The 16,017-nt window shown below is 63.8% G+C and carries 15 protein-coding genes; 10 read left to right on the top strand and 5 right to left on the bottom strand.

Going from position 1 to position 16,017, the window contains the following annotated elements; genetic code table 11:
* Nucleotides 1-15: 15 nt before the first annotated feature.
* Nucleotides 16-561, top strand: a complete 546-nt coding sequence (locus KC8_RS17780) for a DUF2497 domain-containing protein (protein ID WP_010126683.1) — start codon at nucleotides 16-18, stop codon at nucleotides 559-561.
* A 58-nt stretch (nucleotides 562-619) separates the two neighbouring features.
* Here KC8_RS17780 and ypfJ read toward each other — a convergent pair whose 3' ends face one another.
* The gene (gene ypfJ / locus KC8_RS17785; RefSeq protein ID WP_010126684.1) at nucleotides 620-1,519 is read right to left on the bottom strand and encodes a KPN_02809 family neutral zinc metallopeptidase; all 900 of its coding nucleotides are present in this window, start codon (nucleotides 1,517-1,519) and stop codon (nucleotides 620-622) included.
* A gap of 102 nt (nucleotides 1,520-1,621) precedes the next feature.
* Between ypfJ and KC8_RS17790 the strand changes: the two genes are divergently transcribed.
* From KC8_RS17790 to KC8_RS20395, 8 genes are all read left to right on the top strand, one after another.
* Entirely contained in the window at nucleotides 1,622-2,773 is a 1,152-nt protein-coding gene (locus tag KC8_RS17790; RefSeq protein WP_010126685.1) for a patatin-like phospholipase family protein, read from the top strand.
* 17 nt (nucleotides 2,774-2,790) lie between these two features.
* Nucleotides 2,791-3,576: a 3-hydroxybutyrate dehydrogenase gene (locus KC8_RS17795; protein WP_010126687.1), complete on the top strand. Its 786-nt coding sequence runs from the start codon at nucleotides 2,791-2,793 to the stop codon at nucleotides 3,574-3,576.
* 160 nt (nucleotides 3,577-3,736) lie between these two features.
* On the top strand, nucleotides 3,737-5,422 hold the full coding sequence (locus KC8_RS17800; RefSeq protein ID WP_010126688.1) for an N-acyl-D-amino-acid deacylase family protein: 1,686 nt from the start codon (nucleotides 3,737-3,739) through the stop codon (nucleotides 5,420-5,422).
* A gap of 13 nt (nucleotides 5,423-5,435) precedes the next feature.
* Entirely contained in the window at nucleotides 5,436-5,657 is a 222-nt protein-coding gene (locus KC8_RS17805; protein WP_010126689.1) for a hypothetical protein, read from the top strand.
* Between the two features lie 14 nt (nucleotides 5,658-5,671).
* Nucleotides 5,672-5,905, top strand: a complete 234-nt coding sequence (locus KC8_RS17810) for a hypothetical protein (protein WP_010126690.1) — start codon at nucleotides 5,672-5,674, stop codon at nucleotides 5,903-5,905.
* 20 nt (nucleotides 5,906-5,925) lie between these two features.
* Nucleotides 5,926-6,759: a Coq4 family protein gene (locus KC8_RS17815; RefSeq protein ID WP_010126691.1), complete on the top strand. Its 834-nt coding sequence runs from the start codon at nucleotides 5,926-5,928 to the stop codon at nucleotides 6,757-6,759.
* Nucleotides 6,760-7,005: 246 nt separating this feature from the next.
* The gene (locus tag KC8_RS17820; protein WP_083831274.1) at nucleotides 7,006-7,383 is read left to right on the top strand and encodes a PRC-barrel domain-containing protein; all 378 of its coding nucleotides are present in this window, start codon (nucleotides 7,006-7,008) and stop codon (nucleotides 7,381-7,383) included.
* 166 nt (nucleotides 7,384-7,549) lie between these two features.
* Nucleotides 7,550-8,260 (top strand): PEPxxWA-CTERM sorting domain-containing protein, encoded by a 711-nt coding sequence (locus KC8_RS20395; protein WP_010126693.1) that lies wholly within the window; start codon nucleotides 7,550-7,552, stop codon nucleotides 8,258-8,260.
* Nucleotides 8,261-8,375: 115 nt separating this feature from the next.
* Here the strand turns inward: KC8_RS20395 and mfd are convergent, their stop codons facing one another.
* Both mfd and KC8_RS17835 read right to left on the bottom strand, forming a co-directional pair.
* Complete coding sequence (mfd, locus tag KC8_RS17830) at nucleotides 8,376-11,858, bottom strand: transcription-repair coupling factor (protein WP_010126694.1); 3,483 nt, start codon at nucleotides 11,856-11,858, stop codon at nucleotides 8,376-8,378.
* Between the two features lies 1 nt (nucleotide 11,859).
* Nucleotides 11,860-12,126: an FAD assembly factor SdhE gene (locus tag KC8_RS17835; RefSeq protein ID WP_010126695.1), complete on the bottom strand. Its 267-nt coding sequence runs from the start codon at nucleotides 12,124-12,126 to the stop codon at nucleotides 11,860-11,862.
* 85 nt (nucleotides 12,127-12,211) lie between these two features.
* Between KC8_RS17835 and recG the strand changes: the two genes are divergently transcribed.
* Complete coding sequence (gene recG / locus KC8_RS17840) at nucleotides 12,212-14,275, top strand: ATP-dependent DNA helicase RecG (protein ID WP_010126696.1); 2,064 nt, start codon at nucleotides 12,212-12,214, stop codon at nucleotides 14,273-14,275.
* Nucleotides 14,276-14,290: 15 nt separating this feature from the next.
* Here recG and KC8_RS17845 read toward each other — a convergent pair whose 3' ends face one another.
* Nucleotides 14,291-14,623, bottom strand: a complete 333-nt coding sequence (locus KC8_RS17845) for a hypothetical protein (protein WP_010126698.1) — start codon at nucleotides 14,621-14,623, stop codon at nucleotides 14,291-14,293.
* 147 nt (nucleotides 14,624-14,770) lie between these two features.
* Complete coding sequence (gene tyrS, locus KC8_RS17850) at nucleotides 14,771-16,003, bottom strand: tyrosine--tRNA ligase (protein ID WP_010126699.1); 1,233 nt, start codon at nucleotides 16,001-16,003, stop codon at nucleotides 14,771-14,773.
* Nucleotides 16,004-16,017 lie beyond the last annotated feature (14 nt).

Genomic DNA, 16,017 nt, shown 5'->3' on the forward strand with positions numbered 1-16,017 from the left:
ACTATAGTCGCGGCCATGGCAGACGTTCGCAACGACCCGTCGATGGAGGAGATTCTCGCCTCCATCAAACGCATCATCGCCGATGACAGCGCCGTCGTGATCAATCAGCCGCGCGCCGCCCGTGCGCCGCGTGCGCCAGCGGCCACCGCGGCCGAGGCGCCTGCGCCGCGCGTGCGTCGCACGGCGGAAGATGCGACATCCAAGCCGGCCACACCCCCGCCGGTGGCGAGCGAAATACTCGAACTGACCGATCAGATCGCACCCGAACCGCAGCCAGCCGCGCCGCCGCCGGCGGCGACGATCGACATCGCCCAGCCGGCCGGCGCGCCCGAACTGATTTCGCCGATCACGGCCGAAGCGAGCCGTCAGGCGTTCGCGGCACTTGCGGGCCAGCCGGTGCCGCCGGCCCAGCCCGCGCCGGCCGAGGATCGCACGCTGGAAGGGCTGGTCCGCGAAATGCTCAAGCCGATGCTCAAGGAATGGCTCGACGCGCGGCTGCCGGATCTGGTGGAAGGCGTGGTCCAGCGCGAAATCGCGCGCATCGCAGGGCGCCCGCTCTAGGCATAATTGCCCGGTTGAACGGCCCGGCGCGCCCTTATCAAGGCCGCGCCGCTACGGCCTATGACGCGAACGTGTCGCACTGCGCGGGATCGCCGGTTTTCAGCCCGCGTTGCAGCCATTCCATGCGTTGTGCGGATGTGCCGTGGGTGAAGCTTTCGGGCACCGGGCGGCGGCCGGCGGCTTTTTGCAGCGTATCGTCACCAATCGCCTGGGCGGCGCGCATGCCTTCTTCGACGTCGCCGGCCTCCAGCAGGTTCTTGTCGTTGGCCGCCCACACGCCGGCATAGCAATCGGCCTGCAATTCCATCTTCACCTGCAGTGCGTTCGACCCGGCTTCGTCGGTGCGCTGCTGGGCGGCGCGCACCTTGTCGGAAATGCCGGTAATCGTCTGGATGTGGTGGCCCACTTCGTGTGCGATCACATAGGCCATGCCGAAATCGCCCGGTGCGCCGAAGCGGGTGGCCAGTTCGTCGAAGAAGGTGGTGTCCAGATAGATCTTCTGGTCGGCCGGGCAATAAAACGGCCCCATCGCCGATTGCGCGGCGCCGCAGCCCGACATGCCGTTGCTGTCGTAGAATACCAGGGTCGGCGGCGGATATTTCTGCCCTTCGGCGGCGAAGATGTCGGTCCAGCGCCGTTCGGTTGATCCCAGCACCTTGGCGACGGTGCGATCGGTTTCATCGCGGATCGCGGCCTGCCCGGTGGCTGACGGGCTGGCGGCGGGCGGAGCCATCCCGGTGCCGCCACCGCCCAGCATCGACAGCGGATTGCCGCCCATCAGCATCATGATCACCGCGAAGCCGATGATGCCGATGATGCCGAAACGGCTGGCCACCAGGCTGAAGATCAGCCCGAGGGGGCCGCCGCCGCCGCCCATGCCGCCCAACTGGAAACCGCCGCCGCCGGAACCGCGCTGGCTTTCGATGTTGCGGCTTTCCTGTTCATCATCCAGGCGCAAGGTCGGTCTCCCCCGAAGTTGTTGATCGGACAATGCGCGCCGCGGCGGTTGGTTGCAATCTTGTCTCTTGCCGCACTGCGGCATAGCGCGCAGAAAGGCGGCATGGCCGAAGCCCAATCCGCCACGTCCGCTGCCGCGCGAACGTTGCCGCTGCCCGACGAGGTGGCGCTCGTGTTGCAGGGTGGTGGCGCCCTGGGTTCCTATCAGGCGGGCGTCTATCAGGCGCTGGGCGAGGCGGCGATCGCGGTCGATCGGGTCGCGGGCATTTCGATCGGCGCGGTCAATGCCGCGATCATCGCCGGAAATCCGCCGGAACGTCGCTGCGAACGGCTCAAGCAGTTCTGGGACGGGGTGACGGCGTGGCTGCCCAGTTTCCCGATCTGGCCCGATGATAATCTGCGCGAGTTTCTGCACGAATGGTCGGCGGGGCACGTCGCGATGTTTGGCGTGCCGGGCTTCTTCACGCCGCGCCTCGTGCCGCCGATGCTCGGCGCGCCGGGCACTCCGCAGGCGCTCAGCTTTTACGACAGCAGCCCGCTGGTGGAGACGCTCGATGCGCTGATCGACTGGGATCTGCTGAATGACGGCCCGGTCCGCCTTTCGGTGGGCGCGGTCGACGTGGAAAGCGGCAATTTCGAATATTTCGATACACGCGGACCCAAAGCGCGACGGATCGACGCGCGGCACATCATGGCATCGGGCGCGTTGCCGCCGGGCCTGCCGCCGATCGAGATTGATGGCCGCTGGTATTGGGACGGCGGGATCGTCTCCAACACGCCGCTATCCTATGTGCTGGACACGCAGGTCGGCGACATGCTGGTCTTTCAGGTCGATCTGTTTCCCGCCGCATCGACCTTTCCGCACACCATCATGGATGTGGTGGCCCGCGAAAAGGAAATCCGCTTTTCCAGCCGCACCCGGCAGGTTTCCGATCAGTTGATGAAACTGCGCGGCGAACGCGAGGTGATCCGCAAGGTGCTGGCCAAACTGCCGCCGGATATGGCCGCAGACCCTGACGTCGCCTGCCTGGCCGAACTGGCGCGCGAATATTCGGTCAACGTCGTGCAGTTGATCTACCGCGCCAATGCGTGGGAGGGCGGATCGCGCGACTATGAGTTTTCGGCGCGGACGATGGCTGAACATTGGGCCGCCGGCAAAGCCGCTGTCGCCGAAACGATGACCCGTTCCGAACTGATCACCCGCAATATTGTCGATGGCAAGACCGCCGCGTTCGATCTCGTCAACAACCGCTAGAAAACCGGAGTTTCCCCATGTTTCTCAAGGGCAAGACCGCGCTCGTCACCGGCTCCACTTCGGGCATCGGCCTCGCTTATGCCAAGGCGCTTGCCGCCGAGGGTGCGAACGTCCTGATCAACGGGTTCGGCGATGCCGGTGCGATCGAACAGGAACGGCTGGCGCTGGAGGCGGCCAGCGGGGCGAAGGCGGCCTATTCCGCCGCGGATATGACCAGGCCCGACGAAATCATCGCGATGGTCCATGATTGCGCCGCGCAGCTTGGCGGGGTCGATATCCTGATCAACAATGCCGGCATCCAGCATGTCGCGCCGATCGAGGAATTTCCGGTCGACAAATGGGACGCCATCATCGCGATCAACCTGACGTCCGCCTTCCACACGATCCGGGCCGCGCTGCCGGGGATGAAGACGAAGAAATGGGGGCGGATCATCAATACCGCATCGGCCCATTCGCTGACCGCATCGCCGTTCAAATCGGCTTATGTCACCGCCAAGCATGGCATTGCCGGCCTTACCAAGACGGTCGCGCTGGAAGCGGCGACATTTGGCGTGACCGCCAACTGCATCAGCCCCGGCTATGTGTGGACCCCGCTCGTCGAAAAGCAGATCCCCGATACGATGAAGGCGCGGGGCATGACGCGCGAACAGGTGATGAACGATGTTCTGCTGGCCGGCCAGCCGACCAAGCAGTTCGTGACGGTCGAGCAGGTGGCCAGTCTGGCGCTTTATCTGTGCACCGATGGCGCGGCGTCGATCACCGGTGCGAACATGTCGATGGATGGCGGCTGGACGGCGGCATAATTTTTTCGGGGGCTTCCTCAACGGGATGAAAAATCGGCGCCCGGCCTGCCCGTAATCCCGCTTGCCAAATATGATGCAGATTGTATCGTAATGATCAGACAACCGAAGGTGGCCCAGACCGCCTCGGTGATTCGCGGTCTTTAGGCAGAGGAAGCCCACAATGTCGCTTGATCTCATCATCCGGAATGCGCGCATCTGCGACGGTTCCGGTGGCCCCAGCTTCACCGGCGACGTCGGCGTGCGCGACGGACGCATCGTCGCGGTCGGCGAAATCGGCGGCGACGCGGCTGAAGTGGTGGATGCCGGCGGCCTTGTCGTCGCGCCGGGGTTCATCGATCCGCACACCCATTATGACGCGCAGCTGGTGTGGGACGGCCTTGCCCAGCCGTCGCTGGAACATGGCATCACCACGATCGTCCCCGGCAACTGTTCGCTCAGCCTGGCGCCGTTGAAGGCCGAACATCGCGAACTGCTGGGCGCCACGTTCCGCAAGATCGAAGAAATGCCGCAAAATGCGTTTGACGCGGGCCTCACCTGGAAGTGGGAAACGTTCGGCGAATATGTCGATGCGATCCGCGGCGGGCTGGGCATCAACGTGGCCCCGCTGGTGGGACACAGCCTGATCCGCCTGTGGGTGATGGGCGAAGCCGCGCGCGAACGCGCCGCTACCGACGCCGAGATCGCCGACATGCAGGAAGCGCTGCGTGAATGCCTGCGCGCCGGCGCTGTGGGCATGAGCGGATCGTGGGTGGACATCGACCATGAAAACCGCCCGGTGCCCGCGCGTCTGGCCGAACCCAAGGAACTTGACGCCCTGTGCGCGGTGCTCGGCGAATTTGGTGCGATCCTCCAGATTGTTCCCGAATTCTGGGACGCCGATCTGCTGTGCGCCCGGATCGATATCCTTGGCGATCTGTCGCGCAAGCATAAGATCTCGACCACCTTCTCGCCGCTGTTCGACAGCAATGCTTCGCCCGAACTGGTCGGGATCGCGCTCGATCGCATCAAGCTGCAGGCGGCGCATGGCGCGCGCGTCACGCCGCAGATGCAGACGCGACCGATCGATCTGTCGTTCGATCTGACCGCGCCGATGTCGACCTTTGCGACCCTGCCGAGCTGGTGGGCGACGACCCTGATGCCGCATGACGAGAAGCTGGCGGCGCTGCGCGATCCCGAGCATCGCGCCAAGCTGACGGCGGAAATCGAAAACTTCATGATGCCGATCGGCCTGCAGATCGATTTCGCCGATGCCTTCGTGAAGCGTCCGGGGCCGAACAGCACGCATCTGGAAGGCCGCACCATTCGCGATATCGCGGCGGAACGCGGCTGCCATATCGCCGAAACGATCATCGATATCGCACTCGCGGATGATCTGCAGACGTCCTTTGGCCTCGAAGCGCTGGGCCATAATGATACCGCCAAGATCGCCGATTTCCTGGCCGAGCCGCTGATCGGCATCGGCGCTGGCGACGGTGGCGCGCATGTCACCAATTTTTCCACCTATGGCGACACCGGATATCTGTTCAGCCAATATGTTCGCGGCCACAAGACGCTGTCGGTTGAAACGGCGGTCCACAAGCTGACCTACGACATCGCCAATCTGTGGGGCATCAAGGATCGCGGGCTGGTGAAACCCGGCTATGCCGCTGATCTGGTCATCTTCGATCCCGACAATATCGATCGCGGGCCTGAAATCGCGGTGGATGATCTGCCCGCGCCCGGCTTCCGCTACATCCGTCGCGCGGCCGGGATCGAACAGGTGTTCGTCAATGGCCGCCGTGCCTACAGCCGCGAGGGTGGCTACACTGAAGCGCGCGTCGGCGCGATCGTCCCCCAGGCTGCCTGAGCGGAGTAATATCATGTCCACCAACGCCGTTCGCATCGCGCCCCGCCGCAACTTCATCCAGCCTTTGCCGGGGGATGGCTGGGAAAGCATCGCCGCGCGCGAGCTTTCCGGTACGCCGGTCGAAGATGCCGTGAACATGCTGAAAAGCTGGAACCTCTACGTCGCATTCCGTCCGGTCGGCGCGATCACGCCGACGGACATCATTTTCGTCGAGCCGCCCCGGGCGGCCGGCTGAACAGGCGCCACTGCATGACCGCGACCGCCGAAACCGTCATTTCGCTCGTCCAGTTGACGTCGACGCATGATGGTGAGGCGGCGCTGGTGATCGAACTCACCTTTGCCAATGGCGGAAAATCCAAGGTCCACATCAACGCCGAAGAGGCCGCCGATGTCATGGCGGCGGCGGGCGTCGCCAGTGCCGACGGGCTGATCGGTCAGCCATGGACGGTGCTCAACGTCCGCGACCCCAAATTCATGGGCTGATACGATAACAGGAGAGGGCGATGAACAAGCCGATCGAACTGAACAAGGACGAAGCATCCTATCTGATGGGGGCGGCCGAGCCGCTCAAGTCGAGCGTGCTGATCAGCACTTCGAAATATCTCAACAATCCGCTGTTCCGCGACATCTATGCGCAGTTCGGCCTGAAGCGCGACGGCCATGATCTGCCGGCCGCCTATCTCATTCCCGAACTCAGCCGCGCTTTTGGCGAGGTGACGGATTACGCTCAGGTGTTCGGCGCGCTGGCCGCTGAAAAGGCGCGGATTCCCGAATTCGCCGAATGGCTTGATGCGCGTTATCTGTCGAACTTCACGCCGGAAACGGTGGAAGGCCGCGCGCCGGGCACGCTGGGTGCGCTGATTCATGATTTCATCGTCAAGAGCGGCCTCGACATCGATTTCATGTACACGGGCGCGCCGGCCAACGATTTCGAATATCTGGTCAAGCGTCGCGTTCAGAACCATGACATCGAACATATGGTGACGGGCCTCGATCCCAGCCCGGTCGGCGAAATCGCGCTGATCGTCGCCAACACAGTCGCCAACAGCAATTATTTCCAGGGCGATTTCGTTCATGAACTGAACGCTTACGGCTCGATCCTAACGGCCACCTCGGTCAGCCGCGCAGGCCTGCATTATCCGGCGGTGCTGCCGACTTTGCTTGAAGGCATGGCCCGTGGCCACGCGTTGGGCGCCAAGCAGAAGAAGCCATTCTTCATGATCCGCTGGGAAGATTATCTCGACTGGCAGGTTTCGGCCATTCGCGAGGAGTTCCATTTCGAGGACGGCCCCGAACTGGGCGCGTGGGAATGGACCTATGACGCGTTCCGTGGCTGACGCCTGACATCAGGTCCGCCTGATCAGCGGGGCCGGGGTGGCGAGGGATCCTTGCTGCTCCGGCCCTTTCTTTGTCGCGCCTGTTGCGATCGGTGGTCGGCGTGGCGGATGGTGTGCAGCCTGCCTGCTTCCAGTCGGCGATTGCTGGAAATCATCCCGCGCCGGGTGCATAATCGGCCATTGTCGGAGCGACTTCGGCAGGAGTCGCGCCTGATATGGGCGGGGGGCTTCCGTAGGAGGCTGATCATGACAGAAGTGGCACAGGTGAAAGCGGCATTGGACGAAGGCCATGATCTGGTTTCGTCCGCCCGCGTGGAAGGAACGCCGGTCTTTTCGCCGGAGGGTGAAAAGCTCGGGACGGTGCATTCGGTGATGATCCACAAGGTGACGGGGCAGGTGGCTTATGCCGTGCTCCAGTTCGGTGGGCTGTTTGGCATCGGCAGCCATGTCCACCCGATCCCGTGGGACCGGATGACATATGACAAGGCGCGGCGCGGTTATGTCACCGTCATCAGCCGCGAGCAGATCGAGGATGCGCCGAGCCTTGATCTCGACGAAACCGATCGCATCCGGGAAAGCGAAACGCCGATGTATTCCTACTGGGATTCAAAACCTTATTGGTAAGCTGGAGCGGCAGAGTCGGATTAATTGACAGCGATCCGTGCGGCCGATGGCGCGTTAACTATTAAACGCACCATTTTACAGGCTGTGCGTAATTTGGCCCGAAGTTTGCGTAGATCTTGGCAATCATCTGATCCGATTGACGGATTTGTGCAAACGGGGGGTATTTATGGCTCTGGGTAAATTTGGTGCGCTTGTTTCCGCGGCCCTGATTTCGGCGGTTGCTCCGACGGCGGCGTCGGCCGCGCTCGTCACGTTCACCTTCTCGGGGGATACGCCGACCAACGGAACGGCCGGCAACGTCTACAATTTCTCGGCTGGTGGCGTCACCGGAACGGTCAGCGCCTGGTCGCGTTCGACCAGCGGCGTTACGGCCGCGTATCTGGGCGTTTATGATCATGGGTTGGGCATCACCAATGGTCGGTACGACGGCAGCCACATGATTGATAACCAAAGCACCTATGATTTCCTGGTGTTCAAATTCGATCAGGTTGTCGAAGCGGAAAAGGCCACCTTCTACGATTTCGGCGACGATAGCGATGCGTGGATCGGCGTCGGCAATTCGAACAGTGTCAACATCAGCAACTGGGCTTCCGTGCAAAGCCTGTTCGGTACGTTCGAAACCAATGGTAACTTGGGCAGCGTCCGGTCCGAAACGCGCGACATCAACAGCGCTAATGAACAGGGCAACCTGCTGTTCATCAGCGCCAGCATGGACAGCTCGGATCGTGACGACGATTTTAAGCTGAAGAACCTGACCATCAACACCATCGCGCCGCCGGCCGTGCCGGAACCGGCGACCTGGGCGATGCTGATCGCGGGCTTTGGCCTGGTCGGTGGCGCGATGCGCCGTCGCAACGATCGCCTCGTGCACGCCTGAACGGCGCGCCTGTCCCGGTCGGTCGCCAATCCGGCCGGACAGGGCAGTGTATCGCAGAAGCCTTTTCGGGCCGGAGGATCATCCTCCGGCCCGAATTGTTTGCAGGCGGCTTTGCTCAGCCGATGATTTTGGCCAGCCCCTTGGACAATTGCAGCGCGCCGTGGAGACGCGCCTTGGCGTCGGGCCAGGCGCGCGTAATCACCAGCTTGTTGTCGGGCCGCAACTTGGCTGTCCCCTGCAACCGCTGGGCATAAGCGATCAGCCCGGCCGGATCGGGGAAACTATCGTTGAAGAAGGTGACGAGCGCGCCGCGCGGCCCCGCATCCAGCTTGGCAACATGCGCCTTGCGACAGTTGAGCTTGATCTGGATGACCGACAGCAAATTCTGCGTCGCATCGGGCAGCTTGCCGAACCGATCGATCAGTTCCGCCGCGAAGGATTCGATCTCGCCCGGATTTTCCAGTTCGTTCATGCGCCGGTACAGGCCCATCCGCAGATCGAGATCGGGGACATAGTCTTCCGGAATCAGGATCGGTGCATCGACATTGATCTGGGGCGACAGATCGCGGGTGGAAACCGCCACTTCGCGCAGGCCGCCGGCCTTGGCGTCCATGATCGCCTCTTCCAGCATCGACTGGTAGAGTTCGAACCCGACTTCCTTGATATGCCCCGATTGTTCGTCGCCGAGCAGGTTGCCAGCACCGCGAATGTCGAGATCGTGGCTGGCCAGCTGGAAGCCCGCGCCAAGGCTGTCGAGATCGGACAGAACGTGCAGGCGCTTCGTCGCCGCTTCGGTGATCGTGCGTGTCGCCGGCGTCGTAAAATAGGCGTAAGCGCGCGTCTTCGCCCGGCCGACGCGGCCGCGCAGCTGATAGAGCTGGGCAAGGCCGAACTGATCCGCGCGGTGGATGATCAGCGTGTTGGCGCTCGGAATATCCAGCCCGCTTTCGACGATCGTGGTCGACAGCAGCACATCATATTTCTTGTCGTAGAAAGCCGACATCCGCTCCTCGACCTCGGTCGGGCTCATCTGGCCGTGGGCCGCGACGTGGCGGATTTCGGGGACTTCCTTGCGCAAAAACTCCTCGATATCGGGCAGGTCCTTGATCCGCGGGGCAACGAAGAAGCTTTGCCCGCCGCGATAATGTTCGCGCAGCAACGCTTCGCGCAACACCACCGGATCCCACGGCATCACATAGGTGCGCACCGCCAGCCGATCGACCGGCGGGGTCTGGATGACGGACAGTTCGCGCAAGCCCGACATCGCCATCTGCAAGGTGCGCGGGATCGGCGTCGCGGTGAGGGTGAGGACATGGACGTCCGCCTTCATCGTCTTCAGTCGTTCCTTGTGGGTGACGCCGAAGCGCTGTTCCTCATCGACGATGACAAGGCCGAGCCGCTTGAACTCCACCGTCTTGGCGATCACCGCATGCGTGCCGACGACGATATCGATCGATCCGTCCGCCAGCCCGTCCTTGGTCTTCTTGGTTTCGCCCGCGGGCACGAGGCGCGACAGGCGGCCGATGTTGATCGGAAAGCCCTGAAACCGTTCGACGAAGTTGGTGAAATGCTGGCGGGCGAGCAACGTCGTCGGCACCACCACGGCAACCTGCATGCCCGCCATCGCCGCGACGAACGCCGCGCGCAACGCCACTTCGGTCTTGCCGAAGCCAACGTCGCCGCAGACCAGCCGGTCCATCGGCGTGCCTTTGGCCAGATCGTCCAGCACGTCGCTGATCGCGCGATCCTGATCGTCGGTTTCCTGATAGGGAAAACGATCGACGAAGGCGGGGTAGCCGCCGGCATCGGGTTCGGCCACATCGGCGGGCCGGAGCGCGCGGGCGGCGGCGGTGGCGATCAGTTCACCCGCGATTTCGCGGATGCGTTCCTTCATCCGCGCCTTGCGCGCCTGCCAGGCGACCCCGCCCAATTTGTCGAGCTGGACGCCCTCGTTTTCCGAGCCGTAGCGCGACAGGACGTCGATATTTTCGACCGGCACGTATAATTTGTCGCCGCCCGAATAGGACAAGGCCACGCAATCATGCGGGGACGTGCCGACCGGGATCGACATCAGCCCTTCGTATCGGCCGATGCCATGTTCGGCATGGACGACGAGATCGCCGGGCGACAGCGTCGCCATTTCGGCGAGGAAGGCGTCGGCCGATTTCTTGCGCTTGGCGCGGCGCACCAGCCGGTCGCCCAGCATGTCCTGTTCGGTCAGCACCGCGATATCGGGCGCGGTGAAGCCGTGATCGAGCGGGACGACGATCAGCGCGACATGGCCGCGCGCGGCCAGCCCCTGTGCTTCTTGCCAGCTTTCGGCCGGCGCCGCGCTGGTCAGCCCGTGATCGGCGAGCAGCCCGCTCAGGCGTTCGCGCGCACCGATCGAGTAGCTGGCGAGCACCACCTTGCGACCATCGCGGCGAAGGGCTGCGAGATGCTCGGTCACCGCTTCGTAGACGTTGGCGTTTTGCGTCCGTTCAGGTGCGAAATCGCGCGGGCCGTGGATCGCGAAATCGAGGACGGTGGCGCTTTCCGGTTCGTGGAACGGGGTTGCGACGTGGATCGGTCGGTCGGCGATCACGGCCTGCCATTCGTCGGCCGTCAGATAGAGCGTCTTGGGGTCGATCGGGCGATAGCTGCCGGGATCGGACGATTGGGCGCGCACGCGATTGGCGTGATAATCGGCGATCGCTTCGAACCGGGCGTCGGCCGATCCTTCGTCGCCCGCATCGCGGACGATGACATCGTCGTCGCCCAGATGATCGAACAGGGTGGCCAGCCGGTCTTCCAGAAAGGGCAGCCAATGTTCCATGCCCGCCAGCCGCCGGCCATCGGAAATCGCCTGATAGAGCGGATCGCCGGTCGCGGTGGCGCCAAACGCCTCGCGATAGCGCGTGCGGAACCGCTTGATGCTTTCCTCATCGAGCAATGCTTCGGATGCGGGCAGCAAGGTGAAACCGTCGACCCGATCGACGGTGCGCTGGTCGGCCGGGTCGAACCGGCGGACGCTTTCAATCTCGTCACCGAAAAAATCGAGGCGCAGCGCCAGATCTTCGCCCGATGGGAACAGATCGACGAGGCCGCCGCGCACCGCAAATTCGCCGGCGTCGGCCACCGTATCGGTGCGGACATAGCCGTTGGCCTGCAACAGCAAGGCCAGCGATTCAAGGTCGATCCGTTCACCCGGCGCAAGGCGGGCAACCAGCTGGCGGATGCGAAACGGCGTCAAGGTGCGCTGGGCGGCGGCGTTGACCGTGGTCAGCAGCAGTTGCGGCCGATCCGCCTTGCGCTGGAGCGCGTGGAGCGCCGCCAGCCGTTGCGATGTCGCGCGCAGCGACGGCGATGCGCGGTCATATGGCAGGCAATCCCATGCCGGGAATTGCAGTATGTCGATCTCCGGCGCGAAATAGGCCGCGGCCTCGGCGATCGCGCGCATCGCGGCGTCGTCGGGCGCCACGAACACGGCGCGGCCGCCATCTTTGCGGCCGGCGGCGGCGCGGGCGAGATCGGCGAGCAGCCAGGGCAGGAACCCGGCCGGGGCGCCTGCCAGCGTGAGCGGCCGATCGGCCTTCAGGATGCGCTGGAGATCGGACAAATTACTTGGCCACCTGAATATAATCGAGCTTCTGGAACGCATCCATCATCGGCCCTTGCCATTGCGGCGGGGTGGGTTCGACACCCATCGCCCAGGCCATGATGTCGACATCCTGTTCTTCCATGAAGGCTTCGAACCAGTCCATTTCGGCGTCCGTCCACGCGGCGGAATTTTTGTCGAAATAGCCGCCTACCATCATGTCGGCCTCCTTGAGACCGCGGTGCCATGCGCGGAAGCGCAGGCGCTTGAGGCGAATGTCTCGATCCATGGGCTTCAGGCTTTCCGGGCAATGCCAAATTCCAGCGGGTGCTGGCGCACCTGCCGGCTCGTCGATATGAGTGCCTGCATCTACTATGCGCCCCGACATTCTCAACCCGTTGTTCGCCGAAGTGGAAGCGCTGAAGGGCGTTGGCCCGGCGCTGATGAAGCCGCTCACCAGGCTCGGAATCGTGCGCGTCGTCGATGCGCTGTTCCATCTGCCGGTAACGTGGATCGATCGGAAGGCGGTGGATACGCTGGAGGTTGAGGATGCCGGCCGGATCGTCACCGTGCTGGTGACACCGGTGGATTACCGGTCGACCGGATCGGGACGCGGGCCATTTCGCATCCACGCGACCGACAAGGCCGGCAATTTCCTTAGCCTGGTTTATTTCGGCAGCAATCCCGGATGGGCGCGCAAATTATTCCCGCTGGGCGAGCCGCGCACCGTTTCGGGCAAGATCGAACTGTACGGACAGGAAATGCAGATGGTCCACCCGGATCATGTGATTCCCGTCGGCGAACCGGTGGATCTGCCCGCGCGCGAACCGGTTTACCGCCTGTCCGAAGGGCTGGCCAATCGCCGGATGGGCCAATTGGCCGAACAGGCGGTCGCCCGCGCGCCCGATCTTGCCGAATGGATCGAACCCAGCCTGCTGGCCAGGCAAGGCTGGCCGGGGTGGAAAGGCGCGCTGGAACGTGCCCATGCCGATCCGTCGGACGGCCCGGCACGCGAACGGCTGGCTTATGACGAAGTGTTCGCCAACCAACTGGCGCTAATGCTGGTCCGGGCATCGTCACGGCGCCGGCGGGGCCTGCCGCTGAAGGGCGATGGGCGGCTGCGCGATATGCTGAAACTGCCTTATGCGCCAACGGGCGCGCAGCGGCGCACGATCGGCGAGATCGAAGGCGATCTGCAACAGGCGACCCCGATGCTGCGGCTGCTGCAGGGCGATGTGGGTGCTGGCAAGACGCTGGTGGCGCTGATGGCGCTGCTGACGGCGGTGGAGGCGGGGACGCAAGGTGCTCTGCTCGCGCCCACCGAAATCCTGGCCCGTCAGCATTACGCCACGCTGTCGCACCAGCTTGCCGGCCTTCCGGTCAATGTCGCGATCCTCACGGGCCGCGAAAAGGGCCGTGCGCGCGAAGCGACGTTGATGGGGCTGGCCGATGGGTCGATCGACATATTGATCGGCACGCACGCGATTTTCCAGCAGGCGGTGGCGTATAAGAAACTCGGGCTGGCGGTGATCGACGAACAGCATCGCTTTGGCGTCGCCCAGCGGATGATGCTGGCGGCCAAGGCCGAAGTGCCGCCGCACCTGCTGGTGATGACGGCGACGCCGATCCCGCGCACGCTGACCTTGAGCCATTATGGCGAAATGGATGTCAGCCGGCTGGATGAAATGCCGCCCGGCCGCCAGCCGATCGAAACGCGGGTCATGTCCGATGAACGGCTGGACGAAGTGGTTGAAGCGCTTGGCCGGCACATGATGGGGGGCGGGCAGGCCTATTGGGTGTGCCCGCTGGTCGAAGAAAGCGAGGTTTCCGATCAGGCGGCGGCCGAGGCGCGCGCCGCGACGCTGAAGGCGCGCTTCGGCGATCGGATCGGTCTGGTCCATGGCCGGATGAAGGGGCCGGACAAGGATGCGGTGATGGCCGCGTTCCAGCGCGGCGACCATGCCGTGCTGGTCGCGACGACGGTGATCGAAGTCGGCGTCGACGTTCCCAATGCGACGCTGATCATCATCGAAGGGGCCGATCGCTTTGGCCTCGCCCAGCTGCACCAGTTGCGCGGCCGGGTGGGCCGGGGTTCCGAACGATCGATCTGTCTGTTGTTGCGCGGCCGCGCGCTCAGCGAAACGGCGCGCGCGCGCCTTGCGTTGATGCGCGAAACCAATGACGGCTTTCGCATCGCCGAAGAAGATCTGCGGCTGCGCGGTGCGGGCGAAATCCTGGGCACCCGCCAATCGGGCGAAGCGGAAATGCGGCTGGCCAGTGCCGAACAGGTGGCAGCGCTGATCGACACGGCGACGGCGGATGCGCGCCTGCTGGTCGATCGCGATGGCGGGCTGGAAGGGGAACGGGGCCGCGCCGCGCGGGTGGCGCTCTATCTGTTCGAACGCGACGCGGCGGTGGGCTTGCTGCGGTCGGGCTGAACCGAAGACAATCGGTCAGGCGGCGACGCCCGACAGCGAATCCATCAACTGGCGATATTCCTCCTGATCGATCGCCGGCTTGAATTCCGCGCCGATCCGGTTTCCCAGGCCCCACGCGATCCGGGCTTGCTGATCGCCATGGCCGGGCAGGCGGATATTGATCAGGGCATCCTGCGCGACGATCGCGGCGGTGCGCGCCATGAAACCGAAACGCGACAGGTTGATGATTTCCGCGGGGATTTCCTGCGATCCCGGCAGGCGGATGGCGGTGCGAAAATAAACTTCGTCGCGCGTGGTGCGGCGTTTTTCCACTTCGGAAAGATGGCGCGCGAGACCCTGTGAAGACATGTTTCTTACCCCGAAGTGCCGATCGACGGTGAACCTCGGCGATTAAGCGAGCGACAAGAAATCAGGTTAACGCGACGAGTGGAGCGGGTGGCCCACCGGTCCATCAACCGGTGGGCGCAATGGCTTGGTTCGTTCTGCCTGGTCGTCTCAGCCAGCGCTGGTCAACACACCGTGCAGCTTCTTGCCGGCGGACAGCTTTATCGGCGTGTCGCCGATTGCGATGATCAGGGCTTCGTCGGCGATCTTTTCGCCATCGACGCGCGCACCGCCACCCTTGATCAGCCGGCGGGCTTCGCCCTTCGATGCGGCCAGGCCCAGCGCCACCAGTGCGTCGACCACGCCGATGCTGCCGCCGTCCACCACGAAGGTCGGCAGGGAATCGCCGGCCGATCCTTCCTCGAACGTGCGGCGCGCCGTTTCGGCGGCCTCGGCGGCGGCGGCTTCGCCCCGGCACATCGCGGTCGCGGCATTGGCCAAAGCGATCTTGGCGGCGTTGATCTCCGCGCCTTCCAGCGCTTCCAGCCGGGCGATCTCGTCCAGCGGCAGATCGGTGAACAGGCGCAGGAACCGGCCGACATCCTTGTCGTGGCTGTTCCGCCAGAACTGCCAATAATCATAAGCCGGCAGCGCATCGTCATTCAGCCACACCGCGCCCGACATCGTCTTGCCCATCTTCCCGCCGTCGGCGGTGGTGATCAGCGGGGTGGTGATGCCGAACACTTCGGTGCCATCGACGCGGCGGGCCAGTTCGATGCCGTTGACGATATTGCCCCACTGGTCGGATCCGCCCATTTGCAGGCGGCAGCCGGTTTTGCGCGACAGTTCCAGGAAGTCATATGCCTGGAGGATCATGTAGTTGAATTCGAGGAAGCTGAGCGATTGTTCGCGATCGAGCCGGGTTTTCACCGAATCGAAGCTGAGCATCCGGTTGATCGAGAAATGCTGGCCGATGTCGCGCAGGAAGGGGATATATTCCAGCCTGTCGAGCCATTCGGCATTGTCGACCATGATCGCATCGGTCGGGCCGTCGCCGAACGTCAGGAACTTTTCGAACACGCGCTTGATCGAGGCGACATTGGCCGCGATCACCTCGGTCGTCATCAGCTTGCGCGCTTCGTCCTTGAAGCTCGGATCGCCGATCTTGCCCGTGCCGCCGCCCATCAGCACGATCGGCTTGTGGCCGGCCTGTTGCAGCCGGCGCAGCAGCATGATCTGGACGAGGCTGCCGACATGCAGCGACGGGGCCGTCGGATCGAAGCCGATATAGCCGGGCACGATCGATCGCGCGGCCAAGGCGTCAAGCGCGTTGGCGTCGGTCGTCTGGTGGATATAGCCTCGGCTGGCGAGCAAACGCAGGAGGTCGGACTTATATTCGGTCATGGCGCCATCTGGAT

It is taken from the genome of Sphingomonas sp. KC8 (assembly GCF_002151445.1).
Classification (GTDB): Bacteria; Pseudomonadota; Alphaproteobacteria; order Sphingomonadales; family Sphingomonadaceae; genus Sphingomonas_E.